This window comes from Nocardia xishanensis NBRC 101358, from assembly GCF_001613365.1.
In the GTDB taxonomy this organism is placed as follows: Bacteria; Actinomycetota; Actinomycetes; order Mycobacteriales; family Mycobacteriaceae; genus Nocardia; species Nocardia xishanensis.
The window spans coordinates 35,547-58,648 of record NZ_BDCF01000029.1 but is presented as its reverse complement, the minus strand read 5'-3'; the positions used below and the strand labels follow the sequence as shown (position 1 = coordinate 58,648).

Genomic DNA, 23,102 nt, shown 5'->3' with positions numbered 1-23,102 from the left:
CGAACGAGGCGGCCGCGACACCGGCGACACCGCAGGAGTACCCGCGTTGGGATGACGAGCGCATCTTGCGGCACCTCGGGGAGAACCCGACAGAATTGACCAGACGGGCTCTGGACAAGAGTCATTCGATCCAAGCCACCATGATGGTGCTCGGAGACGAGGAGAAGGCTCGCTTCCTGTGGTTCCCCGAACGTGGTGTGTGGGACCTCGCAGGCAGCGGAGCGCCGGCCGAATGGTCGTCCGGCACCCTCGACGATGTCACCCACCTCTTCGAGCATGAAGGGGTGACCCAGGCGCTGTTCACGAACCGCAGTCTGGAATCGCAGTCCCCATTCGACGGTGAAACACGTGTCGCCGCGGCGAATGACACCGGCCCGGTACACCGCGAACCTGGGCTGACGAACGGCGCGGCCGACCAACAACGCCCGCCTTCGGGTAGCCGCGCCGCGGCGGCAACAAACGGTTTCGCAATCCCGACCGATCCGGTGCAGGCATCGCCCCGGATCGACTCGACCAGCACTGCAGATGCTCGGTCACTTACGGAGGACCCGGCCCTCGGCACCCGCACCGCACCGAACCGAACTCTCCTGAACATCGAATTCGCCGCCCGCTGGCTGCTTTTCGGGCGAGCCGGCGATTCGGTCGACACGGCCGAGTGGAAAGAGATGGTCCAACACTACGGGTCGAGGTCGGTCGGCGACCGGATGCGTTCACTGGCTCGGCTGATGGGGATGCCGGACGAACAGCCGTTCACGGCGATCTCGATGCCGTCGGACTGGAATGCCGTGATTCGACCGGGTGTGCGGTTGATATACCGAACTGCCAGTGGAGACGTTCACGCGCTGGTGGTCGGCACGAACGAGGTGACGTCCTACGACCCGGCGACCGGAGATGTCGCGGACGCCCACGGGCTTCATACGGCCGCCCTCGCTCTGGAGCGAAGCGACCTGACTCATCTCGTCGTCGACTCGCGGCGCGCGTCCGTTCCGGCGGGCTTGTCGGCTCCCGTGAGCGACGGCGGCCGGGTGAGTGTCGAGTTCAGACTTCAGCCGGCCGCTCCGCACATCGCGTCCAATCCGTATCTGAGGCTGCGTTCGGCAGGCAAGGGATACCTGGCCACCACGGCACCATCTGTGAGTCGTTCGGGGGGCCACGCCCAGCACGAACGTTTCAACGCCGCGCTCGCGTTGAAGTTCGTGGAGTCGGTGACGTCGCCGGAGAGCATCGGCATATCGCCGGACACCGGTCTGCCCGAGCAGTTGCCGTCCCTGGTCGGCGCGTCCGAAGAGTACCTTCAGGAGCAGATCGATCGGCAGGTGTTCTGGTCTGCCCGAAGCGATCGCGATCGGGCCGACCTTCTGCGGCGAGTGCTGGGTCCCGGCATCGATATCTCGAAGGGGCGCTCGACGATCGACGAGCCCGCGCCGGGAACCGCGTTGTTGTTCGGGAACCCTTCTGTCGCAGGCAAGGCTCCCGTCGACGTGCTCGCCGCTGTCGTGACGCCCGCAGGCATGTTGGCGGTGTACGACCCGAGGACCGGTGGACTCGCGACCTTCGATTCCTGGGAGGCCGTGCGCACGCACTATGGGCTGACTCGTGGCTGTTACGTCGTCACGGTGCACCGGGCGGTGCGTAGGGAGTCGGCTGGACTTCCGGGCAATCTCGATAAGTCGCAGCACCCTCTCGAGCCCGAGGCCGCAACGCCCGGATCCGCCGATTCGATCGCCGCGCCTGCGTTGCTGCCGACCGCGCAGGCGGCGGTCGAGGCAGGCGAGTTGCTGTCTCCCTTGAATATCAGGGTCGATACGTCGGAGCCGACCGGGGTGAATGCCGATGCCCAGGGCGAAAACCAGCAGTCGACGGTGCCCGCAGGGGCCGCGCGGTCACAGCCGTCGCGTGGCGGCGATGCCGGCGAGTCGCGGAGACGGATTTTCGGTGACGGGGTGGATCGGTTCCAGCGGTGGATCGCGAATACAGGCCGATCCAAGTCACCAGCACCTTCCACTGGTCGGCCCGGCTGGTTCGGCGTCAGCATGCGGCGTCGGCCGCGTGCTTCGCAGGCCGGGGGCGAGGAACCACTGGTCCACTCGCTGCCACCGGATTGGAATTCCGACGCCGTCGTGATCCCGGAGCCTTGGTCGCGGGCGCTGCGACAGCTCCGGGACGATCTGGTCGGTCCGGTCCGCGCAGACGCGGCTTCGGAAGCTCGAATGCTGACCACCATCGAGCGGCTGACCGACCTGCTGCGTGATCGGCAGATCATCGACAATTCCACGGCTGTGAACGTCGGGCACGTGGACGCCCTGCTAGCCACATTCCACGGCGACAGCCGGGCCGTGATCAAGGATCACCGGCTGCTACTTCTCGATATGCTCGACGATCTCGAAGCACACGGGATAGCGTTCTCCACCTTGGATATCGGTGCCACCTACCGCCAATTCCTCGACCTCGTCGCCGGAACCGTGCACGGCCGCACGGTGCGACTCGGGGAACTGCGGGCAGAACTCGGACACCTTGTCGCGAGCGGAGCCCTCGCACCCGCCCGACTGCTGATCGGGAAGCTCCAGCAAAATGGCCGACGGTGGCTGCACAGCGAGTTGGCGCAGCTGACACAGTATTCGGGTGCTTCCACCGAGAATTCGGTACACGAAGTGCCCAGGGAGCTGAACTTCGCATGGTTCGGCGGTGAACTGAGCGCGACCGCGCTGGCGAACGTCAAGGAATGGGTGAAATCCGCCGCCGGCTCGGACTGGCAATTGACGCTGTGGACGCAAAGCGGCTACGACCAGGTGCGAACACAGCTGCTGGCCGACCCGGAGCTCGCGAACGTTCTCGGTGACACGCTCCATGTCGCAAACCATCTCCAGGACTTCATCGGCTCTGTGTTCGGCAAAGAGATTGCCGCCGCGTTCGAATTGAGCCTCCGGACAGGCGCCTTCAACCTGAGCTCGGACATCGCGCGTTACGCGGTGCTGTACGACCGGGGTGGGCTCTACGCCGACGTCGACCTCGCACCGGGTGCGGTCGACCTCGCCGCTCTCGAGCCGATGTACATGCACGAGGACGACATACCGATGTTCGGGCCGCTGCTCCGAGACCAGCGCGCGGTGAATGACGGTCAATTGCAAGCGTTTCCACTGCCGGAACGGGTGCGGCGAGTTGTCGACAGCCTGTACGACCATGGCTGGTTCGGTAACCAATTCATCGTGGCATCACCGAGATCACGGTATTTGGCGGATCTGGTCACCGCGATTCCGGAGAAACTGCTCCACCAGTACCACGAGGAAGACTGGACCGCGATCCTGGCGGACCGTGCGAAGCTCGACGCTCTGCTGCGGTTACTGGCCTACTACGAGACCAACCAAGGAGGGCTCACACCGCTCGAAGGCAAATATCGCACGATGCTGGAAGTCCTGCGTGACCAAGGGGTGCAGGCGACTCCGGATGTCATCCGCCAACTTCGCGACATAGCGACGACGCGTGGCCAAGTTCCGGCATTGGCTCGCAGTGCGGCCTACGTCAGCGGCCCGATGGCGATGCGGACGTATAAGCCCGCGGAAGAGACCAGCCACGGCACCATCGCGAACTATCTGAACAGAGTATTCGGCATCGGTCCGCTGACGGGGCCGGACTATCTCGCTGTGCTGGACCCGAAGATGGTCGCGGTGTTCAAGCAGCTGCGCTGGCTCACCGACGAGAGCGAAGTGCAGATCGGCATGGAGCCACAACAGCCGGCGTCGCAGAGCGCCGGTGACGTGCCGGCGAGTGCGGGGCCGCGGACCTCCGCGGAATCGGTCCAGTTCCCATCGGATCCCCGCCCCATGCCACCGGATTGGTTCGTGGTGCCCAGCAGCACGGACCCGTTGTGCACCGCACTCGCGCTGACCCTCAACCTCGGCCACCCGCTCACCCTGCGAAACGAACTCGCCAATCAACTCGAAGGCAATCTCCGGTACTACCGGGAGAAGTTCATACCCGAACATCTGATGGTCTCCCATGCGAAAGAGCATGCCCGTCGGCAGACCTACAACGCGATATTCGCGACCGATCCGGCGAGGATCCCGCATTCACGAGTGTGGGAACAAGGACTCCGTCAGAAATTCGACGACGCGTTCCGGCAGGTGGTCGACTTGTCCCTGCGGCAGATCGACTACAGATTGCGCTGGGCGATAGCGAATCTGCGGGACGTCGGGACGGAGTTCGACTCGCGTTCCGAGTCCGCGGGCGGCCTCTCGAAGCAGGAATTGCTGACCATGGCGGGTGATCGATTCGGTGCGAACCTCGTTCTGCACGAACAGGGCGCGCCGACCCCTCAGTGGACGGACGACCCCCATCGCCCGACCCTGCATCTGCGGCTGTCGAACGGTCACTACGAGATCGGATTGAACGCCGACGGTTCGCTCTGGGCCGGGGTGCGCCGGATCGAGCCCGCAGCGGCATCGGTACCGGGAGCGGTACCGTCAGAGCAGATTCCGCCCCCGCTCGATCGTGTGCTGGCATCCCGGCAAGTACCGCTGCTCGACGGTGCCGTGCTCGGCAGAAATTACACCGGCGAGACCCGGCCGATGCGTGCGCTGACAACACTCGACGTGGCTGGGTCGAATGTCATCGACTTTTTGACGAGACTCGGCTTGGCCGAATCGAATGTGATCGTCGCCCTGACCACGCTCGGCTTCGACGCATCCGATGTGAGTGGTCTCCTGAAGTCGTTCGGCGTGTCCGAATCGAACGTGATCGATGCCCTGAGCAATCTCGGACTGGCTGAATTGACCGTTCGTGAACTTCTGGCCCGGTTCAACGTGGATGAATCGACCGTTATCGACCGAAGCAGCCTCGAGATCAGTCCCTTCGTATTCGCCAGACCGACTCATTACATGACTCCCGAGGAACGTGAACAGCATCGGCTGTTCATAGGTCCCGGTGGCAGGTTGTATCAAGCGCGCGACGGTGCCCCGTTCCATGCTCCGGGTGGAGCGAAGTTCGTCATGGACGAGTTCGGCAATCTGTATTCGGGCACGACAACGGCAGTGACCTTCCATTCCTCCTTCCTGGGAGGGCGGACGGTCACCGCGGCTGGCTATCTCGTGGTAATCGATGGCCGGCTCAAGACGATGACCGACCACAGTGGGCATTACCGACCGACCCCGCAGATGAACGACTATGCCCTCGATCTGCTCCGCCGCCGCGGCCTTCGGACCGCGAGCTATTTCAAACGCAGGGAATTCGACCCCACGCACTCGGGGCTCAACGGCCCGGTCCGCGAACGGGTCGGTGAACTGGAACGGCAGCGCGCCGAAGTCCAAAGACGGCGGTGGTGGCTGTACGCGCAGCGTATAGCCTTGAGCAAGCGAGACAACAGCGCGGATGCCGATCAGGTGCAGCCGTGGTTGCCTGCGGAACATCGTCGGCTGGAGGGACAGGAGCGCGACCTCCGCAGATGGCGTGAGTCGCTCGAGGCCGGGCGGGTACGTCCGTCGCACAGATTGGATCTGTGGGCGCACCCGGATCCGGTCGATGACAACGACCGCATCGTGCCCCCAGGCTTCCCTGCCGAGGTCAGGGATGCCGATACCGCGCCACTGCTTCCTGACCAAGCCCAGCAGCTGGCAACCTGGTGGAACGAGCACGGCCGCCAGTGGTGGAGCAGGCTGCACTTCTCGGATCTGTCGTCGGAATTCCAGCGTCGCCTTGTTCTGGATTTCCCTCGGTTGCGCGATTCGGACGAGATTCCGTCCGTCGTCCGAAATGCGCTCAACCGGGCATATTTGGAGGCGGAATTGCGGGTATCGGCCCCCGACTCCGCATCACCGCGCGAGCGGTACGCGGTGGATACGTTGCTCGAGCTGGCCGAACAAGAACTCGCCGCCCGGCTCGCAGCCGCCCAGGCGGGCACGGCCGCGCCGGCGGTGCATCTGCTGGAATTCGATCCGGTCACCCGCGCTCGACCGCGCTACCACACGTTGAGTTCGGTGGTCGAGGGGGTTTCCGCGCCCGAAGGCGGGGTGTGGAAGTCGATGCCGGGTGACGGCAACTGCTTGTTCCATGCGCTGGCGGAGGTGCTGCGTATGGATGGCGACGACGCGCACATGGATCTGCGAGCGGCGGTCGTGGAGGCGTTGTATCAGCGGTCGGCCCGCGAATGGGATGAATTCTTCGATGATTTCAAGGCAGGCGAGCCGGAGGAGGTGCGGCGGGACGAGTTCCGGAGGCAGTTGGAGGATCTGCTGCTGGATGGGGAGTTCGGGGATGCCGCGGCCGAGTTCTTCCTGCCATATGTGGTGCGGGATTTCGAATTCAATCTGGATGTTGTCTATCCGGGTGGCGTGACGAGATCTCTGCACCATGGGCCCGGGCTGCCGGTGTACACGTTGTTGCGGGCGACCGGTGACGGCGCGGGGCACTATCACGTCGCGGTGGACGAGGACGGTGTGCGGCTCAGCCGTTCGTTGCCGACGGGTTCGGGTACCGCTGTACACGCGGTCGCCGACGATGGTTCCGCGCTGTCGTTCCGCGGGGGTGGCCAGAGCCAGTCCACCGGCCGGATCCCCGCATCGGCGAACGGCGGGCTCGACACCGAGCCGACGATCGGGAACGTGCGCGATCGGGTCCGGCGTCTGCTACAGCGTCGGCCCGGTCTCGAGTTGAACGACGCCCAGCGGGATCGGTTGCAGGGCTCGAACTGGGATATCGCGCCGCAAGCGCGGCCCGAAAGCATGCGCAGTGCTCTCGCTCGCGCGCTGAGTCAGCCGTTCTTCTATACCGACGACGGCGCGCACCGCTGGTTGCCTCCGATGCGGCAGCACGAGTTCGCCGAATATTGGGCACGGTCACGGGCTGCGCGGCGGGATGCGGGAGCGCTGGATCGGCTCGCTTCGACGCTCGGCGCGACCATTCGTGTGCTCACCCGCCAGGGCACGGTGTCCGAGCACGGTGATAGCGATCCGTCGAACTCGCGGCGGGTGGTCATGATCGTCGAGGCCGGAGGCGGACGCTACGTGCCCGCGGGGCAGGCAGCGAGCCAGGCCGCGGGGCAGGCAGCGGGCCAAGCCGCGGGGCAGGCCGCTCCTCCGACCGACCTCCAGCGCTATGTACCCGATCCGGCGGAGTTCGCTCCGCCCCCGGAATACGGCGTCCGGGTACTGCCGATCCCCGCGCAGACCGGTGAGGTGTATCTCTACCGTGGCGCTGATGGCCGGTTGACCATCGGCCCCGAGATGCCACAGGACATCGAGGTCCTGGCTCGATCAGGTCCGGCGCAGTCGTTGTCCTGGCTGATCGGCGACGAGTCGGCAGTCCTGGACTTCGTCGATATGAGCGACGAGGCCTGGGATGACCTGATCGAGTTGATGCTCGAGCAGCATGCGGCCGAGCTGACACCCGACAGGCAGGTGGCGGCCGATCGGTTCGAACGCTGGGCGCCGTTCGCCGTGGGCGTTCTGGGTCGGCAGGGTTACCAGGATCTCGCGGTGGTCCCCTTGCCTCACGAACTCTCGACAGAGTTTCTGGCCGAGCGGATCAGGGCCGACCGGCGGCTGTGGATCGCGGGTGGTGGCGACGCGATCGCGGCGATCGCGTACTGGAGCGGGAACGAGCTTCGGTTCTCCGTCATGGACCTAGGCTTCTCCGTTCCGGATGCGGATGAGTTCCGCGCTCCGATGGAGATGTCCTCGGCGGAATTCATCCAGCACCTCGCGGGTCGTGGTTTCGACAGTATGGTCGTGGCACCGCTCGACCCGATGCATGTTCTGCTCACCGAAGAACAGCGTGATTTCCTGGAGGACTCCGATTTCCGGGTGCGCGACGTGGCCGACGCGCCCGCCATCCCGTTCGACGACGCAGCTCTGCGGGAAAGGACGACGGACGGACGATCCATAATCATCGTCCTCGAGCGCAGCGGCCTGATCAGGGAGTACGCCGACGGCGAGGCTTACCGATATTCGGTCGAGTCCGGTGGCTTCGGGTCCGCCGAGACAATCTACGTCGAATCGGCGCGGTCCGAGCTTCTGCACACGCAGCGCGTCAGCGACGACCGGCCGCCCTTGGCCTATGGGACGGAGGTACCCGAAGACAGTGCCCATGACGACCGGTTGATAGAGGTCGCCACGTTCGACGGCACACGGCGAAAGGTGTGGTTGGTCCAGCCGCGGCAGCGGGCCGACGAGCTGTACCTGTACCGCGATGGCGAATTCGGACTGACAGTCGCGGCGCAGGCACCGGCGGGATCGGAGATTCTGGCCCGGTCCAGCGACGCCTGGGCGTTGGCTTCGCTCACCAACCGGCGGAATTTCGTCGGGCCCTTCGACGCTCTGGGAGACCGGCAATTCGGATTGATCGGTTTGATGGTCGACCACCATGCGGCCTCCCGCGGTTTCGACGAGCGGACGGCGGTCGCGCGCGGCTTCCTCGGCCGTGCGGGCTATCGAGAGGTGGCCGTGTTCCGGTCCCGGCAAGAGTTCCTGGCCGAGCTCGAGGTGGGAAGTTTCGAGGGTCTCCGGCAGCTGTGGATCGCCGGCGGCGACCATGCCGCCACCGCGACCCTCAGTAACCACGGCAGGACCTTCCACGTATTCGACCGTCGTCATGGCGCGGACTCGACCACCCCCGGCAGTCCTCTGGCGATGACCCGTGAGCAGTTCGTGGCGTACCTCGAGGCAACCGAGGTGGACCGCGTCCTGGTGGCGCAGTCACGGCTGTTCCCCGGTCAGCACACCGTTGTGTCGGATGCGGGCTTGCAGTTGGCCGACTCGGTGGATGGCGCGGGATTGGTCGTGCCTTACTCGCGAATCCGGCAATTGGCACAGGCCGGAATCCGCGTCCGGGTGGTGCGCCGGAGCGGAGTGGTCGACGACCACGCCGCGGGCAGTGTCCGGCAATTCGAGACCGGGTACGCCTTGAACTACCACGACGGCGATGTCGTGCTGGTGGCGCTGCCCACCGGAAACTATCTGTCGGCTCATCCGTCATCCAGCCTGCCGCCTGCCTACGACGCCGGTCGGGGTGGTCTCCTGCCCGGCACCATGCCACCCGAGGAGGTGCCAGAGGAGGCTGGCGAGAGGACCGTCGTGGCGTCTGTGTCGGGGGGACCTCTGTCGCTGGTGCCGGTTAGATGGTCGGTGCGACGGCCGTATGCGCAGGCGTCCCTTTTCAACGGGCCCGATTCGTTGGCGGTCGCGCCCGAGGTGCCGGAGGACGGCGCCCCCATCGCCACATCCGACAACGCGCTCACGCTGACCTGGCTGACCGATCGTCGTCGCCGCCCTTTTGTTCCAGGCTTTTTCGAGCAGGGCGATGAATCTCAGGCCGCACTGATCCGGTTGATGTACGCCCAGTGGGAGGCGGACGAGGATCAGGTGGGGTTCGCGATCGACTACCTCTCGCGGTGGAGATTCTCGATCCTTGCCGTGCATCGGTCGCCGGGGAGCTTCTGGAGAGGTGTGGTGTCCGCTCCGGAACGTCTCCGGTACTGGATCAGCAAGGGCCACAGCGTGATCGGTGCGATAGGCGGCAGGCGGAACGACGGACGCGTCGAGTTCGTCGTGTTCGACCCCCGAACACCCGGGTGGGGGACGGTGATGGACAGCGTCACCTTCTCCGGATATCTCGCGGAGGAGGGATTCGACACCTTCATCGCGGCATCGCTGCTGCCTACACCGTGGCCCGAGGAAACGACCGGACCGCAGCGGCAGGTGCTGGACCAGTTCGGGCTGGTCGCGTCGGAGCCGTATAGCGGGAACACCGCCCAGCTCGAGTCGGTTCGGCGGAGCGCTGCCGCGAATCCAGAGGTGCCCGAAGCGGTTCGGGCCACGCTGAGTGGACTGCACGGGCGCGATCCGGCTCAATGGGGCTCGGCGAAGTTGGCGCAGGAAACCAAAATACGTTTGCGAGTCATCCATCCGGATGGAAGCCCGACCATCGATGGCGATTCCGAGTGGCCGGAGGTTACCGTGTTGATCGGGTGGGACCGGTCGATGCGGGCCGCGGTCCCGGCGCGGGGTTCCGAAGCGCTGGCGAACCACGCGCGCGGAATGGGATTGCGCGTTGTCGATGTGCCTGTCGACGGAGACGGGTTCTTCCGTGCGGCTGTGCAGGCGGGTGGTCGACTGCTGAGTGACTCGGTGGGACAGAGCGCGGATGCTTTCATGTGGCTGCGTGATCTGTTGGCGCGACAGCTCGTTGACACGTCTCGAGACCCCGACGCCGAGAGCGCCGCTGCCTACTGGCGGACTCCAGGTAGCTGGGACGAGCTGATGGAGGACATCGCGCCACAGTTGCTTGCCTATGTTTCAGGTGCGTCCGTGCGAGTGGTCTCCGAGCAGGCAGGGGAGGGTGTCCGTGAGCAGTGGTTCTTCCCGCAACAGCCGACAGCGGACACTCCCACGATCACTTTGCTCCATCATGGGGGGAACGACTACCAGGCAACCGTTCCCGAATTCACGCACCGGTCGACCACGGCGATCCTGCCGCCTATGGAACATGTGCTGACAGTTGCGCAAACGAATCTTCTCGCCGAGTCGTCTTATCGGCTCGATCCCGAGGATCACGGCAGTCGCACCGTCGCGGGAGCCATCATCCGGATGTTCGGCGCCCGGCTGCACGACCAGTACCGCGACGAGCGGACCCTCGTCCAATACCTGTGGAACCAGCGACCACTACACCTGCGGCCGTTCGAGCGCGACGACTTCGGCGCGGGCGAGCTCGTTCGCATCGATGCCGAGCTGGCCACGGAAGTGATAGGTGTTGCTGTGACGATCGTCGACGGCGACGATGTCCACACCACGAACTGGGCTGGACACCCCTCGGTATTGCAGCGCCTGGTGCTGGTGCGCACCGTGGACGATCGGCTGATCGTGGCCAACCAAATCTCCGATACCGGGGCTGAGTGGGTTCCCCCGACGGTCGCTTCGACAGCGCCCGCCTATCCGACCGAGCGGCAACTCGCCGGGCTCGACGAAGACACGATTGTGTCGGATCCCCTGCCTGCCCTTCCGATGCGTGCGGCGATGCTGCGTCCGGCGTCCTCGGACGGCGGCGCGGTTTCGCCGGAGTTCCTGCGGACGTTGGCGAATGAGTTCGCTCCCCCGACAGGTGAGGATCGACTGCAGTGGATCGCGCGCCGGACCGACCCCGCTGCCTTCGCGGAATGGGCGGGTGTCCGGGTTCGGGTGATCGCGGGGGACGGCAGTCAGCGCTTCCACGGTCCGGAGAGGCCGACACAGCTCACGGTACTCGCGGGCCCAGGCGACATGATGCGCGTGGCGCTGCCGTCGCGACTGAACGATTCGCAGCGGAACTTCCTGGCGGATCGGCAAATGTTCGCGATCGATGTCCCCGACGACGGTGATTGCTTCTTCCATGCCGCGATACACGCCGGCGGGGGATGGTTGAGCCAGGTGGGATACGAGGGTGCCGCCGCCGTCGACCAGTTGCGCAATCGGCTGTCGGACAGGCTGCTGGACGGCATCGACCGGTATCGACCGTTCATCACCGCGCCCACCGAGCAGCACGTCTCGGGATTGGCATCGGATTTGAGTACTCGCGGGCACTGGGATTCCGAGGTGGGTGATCTGGCTCCGCGATTGCTCGCCGACGCGACCGGCACGGTGGTGGTCGTGGTGCCGGAGACCGGTCAGCCGCAGGAATTCGTTCCGGAGAATCGTGATCCGGCCGCGCCGGTCATCCACCTGATGCGGGTGGGCGGTAACCACTACCAGTACGCCGCCGTGCCGAATATCTGGGCAGGTGTGTCCGACCGACCGTCGTTGACCGGCGGCGCGACCGAGTCGGCGGTGGGCGCGGTGAGTGCGGTGGTCGAGGGGGTCTTGGCGCCAGGAGGCGGCGCATGGAAGTCGATGCCCGGTGGCGGCGACTGTTTGTTCCATGCCCTGGCGGAGTTGATGGATATGCGTGACCCCACCGCGCACCAGGATCTGCGGATCGCGGTTGTGGAGGCGTTGCGTGTGCGCGCGGCCCGTGAATGGAACCTCTTCGGCGGCTTCATGCCGGGTGCACCGGATGCGGTATGGAACCTCTTCGGCGGCTTCATGCCAGGGGTACCGGACGAGGTGCGGCGAGCCGTGTTCGACAAGCAGCTCACCACCTTGTTCGAGGCCGGGGAATACATGGGTCCCGTGGCGGAGCTGTTCCTGCCGTATCTGGCGTGGGAGCTCGGGCTGAACATCGATGTCGATGATCCCAGCCATCAGACCACACACCTGCGTTTCGGGCGGGGACCGGTGTACACGTTGTTGCGGTCGACCGGTAATGGCGGGCATTTCCACGTCGCGGTGGATGAGCACGGGGCGTTGCTCGAGCGTCCGTTGCCCGAGGGGTCGGGCGCCGGACTCCGGGTCGGGCCGACCGAGCCTCGTGGGTCGAATATCGAGGACGCCGCGCTGCGAGCGGCGAACGGTTGGGGGCCAGGGTATTTCACGGACCACTCGGGTGACAGTGCGCCGTGGGGCGATGCCGAGTTGGCGAATATGTTCGCGGAGTACGACATTCAGGCCGCTCGACCGAGTGCCGTCACCGATCGGTCGGCGACCGACAGCGCGGACGACGGCTCGACCGCGGCTGCGGCGCTCAGTCCGGAGTGGACCCCTGCCACCGAGCCGCCGGATCAACCGGCGGTGATGCCTGCTGCCGTGCAGAGCATTTCGGGCGAGTACCTTCTGGTTCTCAGTGTCGGCGACCGATTTGTCGCATTCGACGAGGGCAGCTCGACCCGAGCCGTCGTCGACCGAGACGGTCGCTATGTCGTTGGCGAGCCCGGCGACGCATCGGTGATATTGGAACGGGATCTGGTCGACGCGTATTTCGTCCGAGAAGCGGCTGACGACGGTACCTGGACGTTGTCCCCGGCCGTCCTCGGCAGGATCTACCGGGATCTCGACGGCGAACTGCTGTGGTTGAAACCGGGTGTGGCCGCCGCGCGGCGTACCGATGACGCCACGGTGACCGAGGTCTACCACGCCGCGGAAGACCGGTGGCGGCAGGTGTCCGGGCAGCTGCTGCCCGTGCGAGCCGAACCCGTCACCGGTCCGCTGTGGCCACGGGGCGAAGACGGCGAGCTGCTGGCGCCGCGCTCGGCGGACTTCGCGCAGGGTGGTCTCGGTACGTGCTACCAGATAGCGAACTTCATCGCCATGGTGCTCGCGTATCCGCACCTGCTCGACAAGCTGATCCGTTGGCATCCGGAGGACAACACCTACAGCGTGTTGTTCTTCGAGGGTGACCTGGAGGTGTGGATCCGGGTCGACAACGTCTTCTATGTCGATCGCGCCGGTGACCTGCTCTATGCGGGGGAGCGCGGCAGGCCGTTGGCTGTCGCGGTGTGGGAGAAGGCGTGGGCGGTCTACCGGGGCCGGGAACAGGGATACGCCGGGGTCATCGGCGGGGATTCCGCATCGGCGGCGGTGAGCCTGCTGCCACGCACGACGCCTGGGTGGCGCACGCCACAATCTCGCGTCGGCGTCTCGCAAGTGATTCTGGCCGATCCGACACTGTTGGACCGTGACACGCTGGCTGATCTTCTGACCTCGGATGACGCACCGGGCGACGGTTTCGCTCAGCTGATTCTGGAGTGGTCGCCACCCGATTGGACGGACGACCCTGTATTGGCCACCCACCGGGGCGACGGCCGCCTCGATTTCGTGGACTTCGTGCGTTTCCGGGTGCTGCCCGACGTCTGGTGGCGGATCGGGGAACGGATGCGAACCGCTGCGTCCGATCCAATGCTCCTGGCGGATATGGACCGCCACGAATTGGTTGAACTGCTCGGAAGCGCGGGGCTCGCGCAGGTGATCGACGACTTGCGGCCGCTCATCGAGCACGACGCGTTAGACCCGTCGGACTCCTGGGCCTTCGCGGGTTACGTGCAGAGCCACTTGGAACCTGCGCTCGATCGTCTCGAAATAATTCTGCGCCAGTGGGATTCGGATGATGCCCTATCCGACACACGTCTCGCCGAGTGGTTGGCAGGTCGATGCCATGAACTCCGTTCCCGGGGTGATCTGGTGGTTTTGGGTACCGCCACGCGGGCTGACAGCAGCGAGCTCCCGCGTACCGGCCTGACTGTCAACCACGCGTACACCCTGGACCACGTCCAGTGGGAATCGGGCAGGGCCACCGGCGTCCGGGTCCGCGATCCGCAGAGGCCGGCCGAGCAGATCCTCGTGCCGCTGCACGAGATGCACCAGTTCTTGTGGCTAGAGACCTTCGGCGTCGGCACCGGATGGGTATCCGCGTCGGGGGAGCCGGGCCCTGCCTCGACATCGACAGCGAAGTTGGAGACCGCGGCGGCCCGGCCCGAGAGTGGGGACGTGATTCCGTCAGCGCGTGCCGAGCGTGGGCGTCCCGCGCCGCCGGCGCCGAGTCCGTCTCGGATCGTCTCCGAATACACTTTGGTGACGCCGCATTCGCCCGAATCCATTGCCGCTATGTCTGCCAAGGATCGGCTCCGCTCGGGACCGTTCGCTATGCGTGATCCGCACAACGTGGAAAAAGGTCAGGTCTCGGATGACGGTACTGCGCTGTCCTTTCCTCGCATCCGCGCGGCACGGCCGGTCGTCGTGCATCAGCACCCAAGCCTGCGGGTCTCGGGCGATGGTTCGATAGCGCTGAATGCGGATACGTCCGACGCGAAAGATTTCTACGCTCTCCCGGAGGTCGTCGAGAGGGCGTCCAAGACCTTGGCGCAGGCGGGTAGCGAGGTGCGCCTGAGCTTGGACGAAGATACGTATGTCGAGTTCGTTCACGACGGTCAGAAGAAGCGGCTCTTCCGGGTCGCTCCGGAATTCCGCAATGCGCCGACGGACGTGTGCCGCGATTTCTCCGAGCAGGTTCTGGGCGGACCACATACACACATGGTCCTGTTCGACAGCCGTTCCGAAGCATTCGGCGGCACCGGGGCGGTGACGACCGCACCGATTCGAACATTGTCCACGACCGAGGTGGCTGGAACCCATCATCTGGCCGACCTCTTGGCCAGAGTGGCCGACAATCCGCAGCTCTACTCGGTTACGCCGGAATCGGCCGCCGTTGTGGTTTCCCGCGCCATCGATGAGCCGCAGAACGAATGGCCGATTCCTGGAGCGTCTTACAGCACTGTGGCCGACTCGTTCTCGATCAGCCGGAATCAGGCACTCGAGGCAGCCGAGTCGGTGCTGGGTGTGAACGCCGCGGCGTTCGCCAGGCCGATGGAGGCGTACCTCCTCCAGGCGATCGCGTCGTCGCAAGACAGCGAAGGTTCGCGGGAGATCCCCACCCGCTACGGCTACCATTTCGCGCCGGTCGTGCTGGAAAGCCAGGACGGACAGCATCAGATCACCATCGAGAACCACAACATACGTTCCTCGCACGGTAAGAAACTCGACGATGTGCTCGACCTGAACCTGGAGCACTACCGCCGTCCAAACATGCGAGCGTGGCTGGCCGCCGCACACGGTCTCGGCGCGAAGGACCCCAGGTACAAACTCATGGAAAGCATGCGGAAGGTCCTGGACGCGGAGGAGCGGCTCGCGGTACTCGATGCCGAGGCGAGGAATTCACCTCACACCACTGCGATGCAGAACAAGCGCGACACGCTGAACTGGGACTTGGCCACAGCACGTGGTGCCGCGAAGCAAAACCTGGCCGCCGTCTTCGGCGAGGAACTGGGCTCCGGCGGCGATATGTGGACCGTCGCAATGTACGGGCGTGCGCGCGGTGAGTCGTTTTTCGAAGTCGTCGGCCCGACGGCCAATCGAATCGCCGTGGTGCTCGTCGCCAACCACGGGACCCAGCGTCAGGAGTTGGAGTTCTCCCCCGGGAGCGCGGCCCTCGAATCGGTCCAGCAGGAAAGATTGGACAAGATGTCGGCGCTGTTGGCGAAGGTCGTGGCATGGCGGCAGAACCAAGCCATGCGACTGCCCCGTCTGGACTTGACGGTCGAGTCCATGCCCGACGAGAAGGGACTGGCCGCCGCGCGCGGCAATGCGGTCGGGGGCTATTTCCTGGGTCGCCTTCACGCCCATCTGGCCGGACTGGACCCGCATTTCTCGGCCGCCGATCTCCAGGTGTCCGTGCGCCGAAGAGAGCGAAACTCGCAGCACGCGCGCATGATCGGCGATGGTGCGGCACAGGTACGGTCCAGGGTTGTTCTGAGCTACTTCACCGGGGCCGATCCGGCCGAGAAGGTCAACCGCACGGACGCGGAACTTGCCGAGTTGGCCAAGGATATCGGGGTTCACCGGGAACATGGGGTCGCCGCCCGCGCGCTGGCGTGGTTCAGCGGTGGCCGCTCGACGGAGGTCGTGCGCAAGGAGGACATCGACCGCACGAGGGATATCGTCCGCGCTGCGCAATACCTCGACGGGACCACTCAGCCGACGAAGGAGCGATTGACCGCCATCCGCCGTGCCGTCGACATCCTGACCCGTGAATACGACCACGGCGGGCCGTTCCTACTGGAGCACCTCGACCCGCTGGTAGGCGATGTGCTCGGCCTACCTCCCTACGCGCTGGTCGCCAACGAAGAGCGCCACGTTTTGTTGGAGCTTGTGCGAGCTGACAAGACGGGCCACGTTTTGGTGGAACTCGTGCAAGCTGCCAAGACGGGCCACCGCCCGGTCACGCCGCTCGCCCGCGAGGCGGCCGGCGCTCGCCCGCGGCCGCGCGAAAGCCGCTCGCTCCCAGCGTCTGGCGCGACGAGCGCGGCGGCTCAGCGGATCGATCCCGGCTCAGCGCTCGCGGAGGCCACGCTCGCACAGGCCTCGGCGCCAGCGCCGGTGGTAGCTCGACAGCGTGCGAACAGCACACCGCCGCAAATGACTTCGCTTCCGGGATCGGCGGACGCGACGGTCGGTCACGGTGCCCGGGGTCTGCTGAGATCGTTGCCGCGGTCGCGCACAGTGGCGGAAGTAACCGGATCCGTGCTGACCCCGGAGGCAGCTATTACCGCGCGCCGCGAGCTGGTCAGCGCGCGCGACCGAAATATCGGTGATACGGGACCCTTGGCCTCGGCGACTGTGCCGCACGCACCGACCCAACCGCATTCCGAGCAGTCTCCGCGCACGGTGCCCGGACTGGCGGACTGGGCTCGAAGGGTGATGCGGGAAACGCCCAGTGCCACCGAATTCGTGCCCCGGCTCGGGGCGGACGATCCGCGGTTGGTGCCGGGCGCGCGGTTGTGGTTGTTCGTCAAGCTTGGGCGGACGTACCGCGTCAACGTGGTAGGAAGAAACCAGGAGCGCGCCCAGCGCGACGGCGACTATTCGCCGAAATTCCATGTGATTCTCCCGAAGGGAAAAACTCGCCTGTTGACTCGGGAGGAGTTCGTCGGAATGCTCGGCCCGGTTGTGTACGGTCTGATCGCCGAGCGACCGGATGGTTCCGAGTCGGCGGGCGAACTCATCGGACCGGACAATGTCCGTTCCGAGAGCCGACGTGCGCGGTTCTCGGACAATCCGGTCACCGAAACGAGGCAACACCTCGACGGCAGCGAGCCGACGAAACTCATTGCGGACGAACCGGTATCGCCGACGCGAGCATCCGCCGCAGACCAGTCGCGTTCCGATTCCGGTCGTGCAGGCCACGATAGGAGCGCCGTGCGGCTGCGTGGTGCGGGGGTGAACGAATCATCCTCCGTGGCAAACGTTTCGGCTTCCGAAGCGGAGGCGGAACGGTATGGCGGGGTCTTGTCGGTGCGTGAGGTTCGAGATGAGATCAGTGGGATTCGTCCGCCGGGTGTGGGCAGTGTGTGGGAGTCGCAGCCTGGGGTGGGGAATTGTTTGTGGGAGGCGTTGGCGCGGGCGGTTGGTGCGGATGTGGCCGATCGGGGTGCGCATCGGGATTTTCGGGATGGGGTCGTGCGGATGATGCTGGCTGATCCGGATGCGTACTTGGGTGGGTTCATGCTTTCCGAGCCGTTGGAAGAGCGTCGGACCGAGTTCGTGCGGCAGTTGACGGAATTGCTGAAGCCTGACACGTGGGACAGCGATGCCGCTGATCATTTGTTGCCGTCGGCGGCTGCCGCATTGAGATTGAATCTGGACGTGTATCACTCGGATGGCGGTGTAAAGCATCTGCATTTCGGGTCGACTGAGCAGCAGTTGAATACGTTCATGTTGAATCGTGTGGACGGTGGTGCGCATTATTGGGTGGCAGTGCACCGAAACGGTAGCGCGGTCGTGGATACCGTGGGCTTCCAGCATGCGCAGGGCGAGCTGCATGTTCCGACCGAGCGTTCGACGCGGGCCGGGATGGACGTTCGCGGTGGTCAGGGCGCGCAGGAGCACGGCGATTCAACCCAGGCCGACCTCGGGCATACGGATCTCGCCTGGCTGGATGATGTAAAAGCGGCTCTTGATGAACAGGAGTTACGGTCTGTTCCTGCCGATCTCGAAGGCATGGACCTCGCCTGGCTGGATGATGTGGACGCGGCTATTGATCAGCAGAAGTCGCGGTCTGCCCCCGCTACCCGCGAGGACGGCGACCGTGCTAGGACAGATGATGGGCTCGCGGTTGATGATGAGCCACAGTCGCGGTCTGTCGTCATTGCGTCTGGGATGCCCGGATCGACCCCGGCCACTGCTGAGCCGGATATTGGTCCGATCGCCGAACGGGTCAAGGAATTTCTGCGGCTTGTACCGGCGGAAATTTCGTTGAGGGAGGCTGAACAGCATATCGTCCAATCTGGAATCCGCATTGCCTATCTCGATCACTCAGGGGCGTTGGTTTGTGCAAAAACATTGCTCATAAAAGGTCGATTGCACCTACGATACACAATGCCGGGCACAGATATAGTGCGCCAACCTCGATTCGATACAATCATTGGATACCTGGCCCGGTCGGGTGTGCGTGGAATGTGGGTTGCACAGGACTATCGAGACACATGGGCGGGCCGGGAAGCTCTTCCATCGCAGTCCAATGCGCATGTATCCGTGGCTGATTCCTCCGCTGGTGCGGAGGCTTCGGGACTGGCCGCCGTCTCGCATCGGCATTCCCACCAGCGGCATATCGATGCGCAGCAGTACCCCACTCAGCGGCTGGAAGATATCGAACTGGCCGCTGAGGGCGCTTCGGCACATGTGGACGACGATGACTTCGCCTGGCTGGACGCACTTGTCCCGCCGGAAAGTCTCTCCGCTGTAACAGGTGGATCGGTCGCTGTGGAAACCGGCGAACTCGGCCATACGCGGGCTGCGGCGGTGGTCGGGTCCGATGTGCCGAACCTGTTCAGCGTTTTGGGTCCACGGCCGGAACGTGGGTCGGACGTGGAATCGGAGATGCCTGGCCCGGATCAGGGATGGGCGCGTTCTACGAAGAAGCGGCGTTCCCAGCAGCCGGCCATCGACGACGCTGACCAGGCGCCCGAATTCGCGGACTGCGACAGCTCCGTGCCAAGAGATCTCATCGCCGCTCCCGACGAACACCGGACTGACGAGAACACCGGACCGAGAGTCGATGACACATCGGCATCTCTGGCCGGAGTGGACGAGTGGTCCCAGTACGTCGACCTGGAGAGCTTGGTCACCGAGGACGCGGCGTCCGCGCCGGGCGATATCGACGCGGACATGGTGGGCGGCTCCCCCTGGGGCAGGCTGACCGGGTCGGCGGCGGACCTGGAGGTAAAGGTTGTCGAGTCGACGCCGCAGGCGATGCCAGGTTCCGAGCACCAGCCGCCGAAGGGATTGCGCACCTCGATGCCGCCCGCGACGGTGACCATTCCGAATCCTCTTCGGGTGGCCAGCGATGCCACCGGCCAGGTGCATCAGTGGGCAACGGGTTCACACGTCACCGTGCGGCCGAACGCGGACGATCCGGCGAAAACGGAGATTCTCGTCGAGTCGAGCGGTGAGTGGTTGCCGGTCGATGGTTTGGGGCTGTTGGATATCGGAGTCGGAAAGGCGAGTGGACCGCTTTTCGGTGACGAAGGGGCCGTGCTGCCGAGTCACGTCGTGCAGGGCGCGGTCGGCGATTGCTATCTGCTGTCGTCGCTGGTGGGTCTGGCGGACAGGAATCCGCAGCTGATCAGGGACATGATTCGCGAATCCGTGGTCGATGGCGTGCGCGCGTTCGCGGTGCGGTTCTCCGATCCTCGGAACGGCTGGATGTGGGTCCAAGTGGACGACACCTTCTACCGGAACTCCCAGGAACAGATGAAATACGCGGCACATGTGGCCGGGCAGCCGCTGTGGCCCGCCGTGATCGAGAAGGCATGGGCGGCCTTCCATGGCCGGGACCGTGGATACCGGGGCATTGATATGGGCAAGCCGGGCGCGACGGCGGGTCAGCTGCGTCCGCCGGTGATGCCAGGCAGCGCGGGCCGGACACAGCCGACGCGTAGTGTGGACGAGCCGCTGTTCACGCACCCGTTCCAACTCGACCGCGACTTGCTCGCCGAACTGCTGGGTAGTTCCGGTTTCGCCCAGCTGGTTCTGGATTGGGAAGCGCGGTTCGATTCTGTGGGTCCCGCGACGGATTTCGCGGCGTTCGTCGATACCGAGTCAGTGGGTGCGATCACCGCCGTCCGGCGGGTGATGGATGACCAGGGGTTGCGTCCGTCGGATCTTCGGGAGATGGATCGATCGCAGCTGGCAGAAGTTCTGGGTGGCGATGCGTTGGCCTCCGCGATCAGTGAGGCCCTCGGTCAGTGGGAAGGCGCAGGCGGCATCGACAACGGTGCGTGGTTCGGCGTTTTCCTGGCAGCGCAGTGGGATTCGCCGCGACAGCGGCTGCGGGCGCATCTGGAGACATGGGTTTCGGATGCCGAGCTGGAAGACACCACGATCGCGGTGTGGATCGCGGAGCGGATCCGTTACCTGCTCGAGCGCGGTGACACCGTGACCCTGTCGACCGCTCGGCAGTCCTCGGACACCCCCCGATCCGGCAACACGCTGCGTGAACGGCATGCGTACTCCGTCGTCCGGGTCGAGCCATCCGGTACCGCGGGCGAAAAGCGTGTGCCGACGACGGTAGTGGTGCGTGACCCGTACGACACGGCCACGGAGATCCGGGTTCCCTTGCAGAATCTCAACCGATTCCGCACGATCAGCTCCTCGGGTCCTGCCACACTGTTCGCCTTCGGAGCCGCGCGCGCCGGGGCGCTCGGCGATCCGGTGCCGAAACCGGACGCGGTTGGCGCGCAGGCTCACAACGATTCGCAGTTCTCGGCGATGGGCACGCATTCGGCGACCGACGACGTGCTGATCCAGGATTCGCAGACGCTGCCTGCCGACACTGCGGATGCTGACGGTGTCCTGCTGTTGGGCCAGCACCTGGCGTCGATGATGTCGAGTGAATCAGACGGGTTCGCAGCAGAATTCGAGCGGTCGCTGGTTCCGGCGCCCGCTGGCCGGGAGGATGCGCCGCCCCCGGGACTGGCGATCGCGATGCCAGCGGTTCGATACCGTATGCCGGACACCCACGCGGTCGTGAGTGATGCGGACGGGAGGCTGGTAGCTGTCGCCTTGAATTCCACACTCACCGAATCTGGGACGAGTACCGTCGGTAGCTTGGTAATTCGGGAGGTCCGCAAATCCGACGGTACTTCTCTGAGAATTCCGGATGCTGTGGTGAACAAGGCATTCGAGTACGATTCGGCACAACACAACTGGCACCCGCGAACCTCCGGGTTGTTCTGCGTCGATACTGCTCACGAGGTCGTAGAGTGGAGTGACTCCAGTATCGCCATTCGGCTGAACCCACACGAGCCGGAGAGGGTCGACCTGCGTCGCCCGGATGGTGGATGGCTTCCGGTCGGTATAGCTGGTGGATTGAGCATCGTTATCGGCAGAGCGTTCGGTCAGCTCTATCTGAATGACGTTCCGCGTCCGGAAGATGTGCAACAGGGCCGGATCGGGGACTGCTACCTGCTGTCGAATCTGATCGGATTGGCCAGTCATAACCCGGACCTGATCCGCGAGATGATTCATGAGGACGATGTCGAAGAAGGGCAGGAACGCACGTTCAGCGTTCGTTTCTATGATCCGGCGAACGAAAGTTGGGTTTGGATCAAGGTGGACGACACCTTCTACCAGACCCCTGCGGGGGAGATGATTTACGCGGCAAATGACGTGTCGCGGCCGCTGTGGCCCGCGGTGATCGAAAAGGCATGGGCGGTATTCCATGGCGGAGAAGCGGGGTATCAGGGGCTCGACGGTGGGATGAGTGGGCCCGCAGCCGGACAATTGCGACCCCCTCGGATGCCGGGTGCCGCAGGTCGTTTTCAGCCGACACGCAGTGTCGAGACTGCGTTGCCCATATTCTCGTTCGGGATCGAGCGAGAGACGCTGACCAGCATGGTCGGAGGTAGTTCCGGCCTCGCTCAGCTGATCGCTAGTCGCGAGAGTAGCGCCGCGTCGGCTGAGATATTGGCGGGAGAGCTGGAAATCGTGGGCCTCGAGGCGGCTATGAGCGTGGAGGCCGCGAACCGGAGACCCTCGGACCTGCGGACGATGGCTCTTGCGGAGCTCGTCGAGGTTGTGGGGGACGAGCATGTGGCGGCGGCGATCGTCGATGTACTGCCGAACTGGCCCGCCGACGGCAGCGCCGATGATGACGTCGATCAGCTCGCATTGTTCCTGGTGGACCAGTGGATGCAATCGGCGGCGGCACTGCATGAGCTTCTCGCGGAATGGGAACGCGGCATCGAGCTGACAGATACCACAGAGGCCGCGTGGATGGCGGAACGGATCGATTACCTACTCCAGCGGGGCGACACCGTGAGCATGAGTACGAGTCGGAATGCCGGTGCGCTTCTACCGAACTCCGTCACGTTGCTTCCCGGACACGCATACTCTGTTGTCCGGATAGACCGTGCCAGCGCCGAGGGCGGCAGACTCGGCGCGCCGACGTCGGTGGTTGTGCGTGATCCGCACGGCGGCCCGGAGTTTCCCGTGCCCCTTGGTTACCTGAACCAGTTCGGCCGGATCGGCTCGGCCGGTCCGGGCACTCTGGGGCTCTACGGGCCGAAGACCGGCGCTGGTACGGCAACCGCGGCAACGGGCCCGGCGGCAAGTCGGATCGCGGCTAGCCACGCCCCCGGACGAGGAGCGGAGGCGGACGCGGCGCCCCGTGCCGACTCCGCCGCCGACTTCTTCGATCCGACCGCGTTCGGTCGATAG

The 23,102-nt window shown here is 65.1% G+C and carries 1 protein-coding gene (only partly in view); it reads left to right on the top strand.

Features of this window, described 5'->3' with window-relative positions:
- On the top strand, window positions 1–23,102 hold the 3' portion of the coding sequence (locus NX1_RS21855; protein WP_068062628.1) for a C2 family cysteine protease. 5,677 nt of this gene lie to the left of the window's left edge; the window shows 23,102 of its 28,779 coding nt (coding positions 5,678–28,779); its start codon lies off the left edge, out of view; its stop codon occupies window positions 23,100–23,102.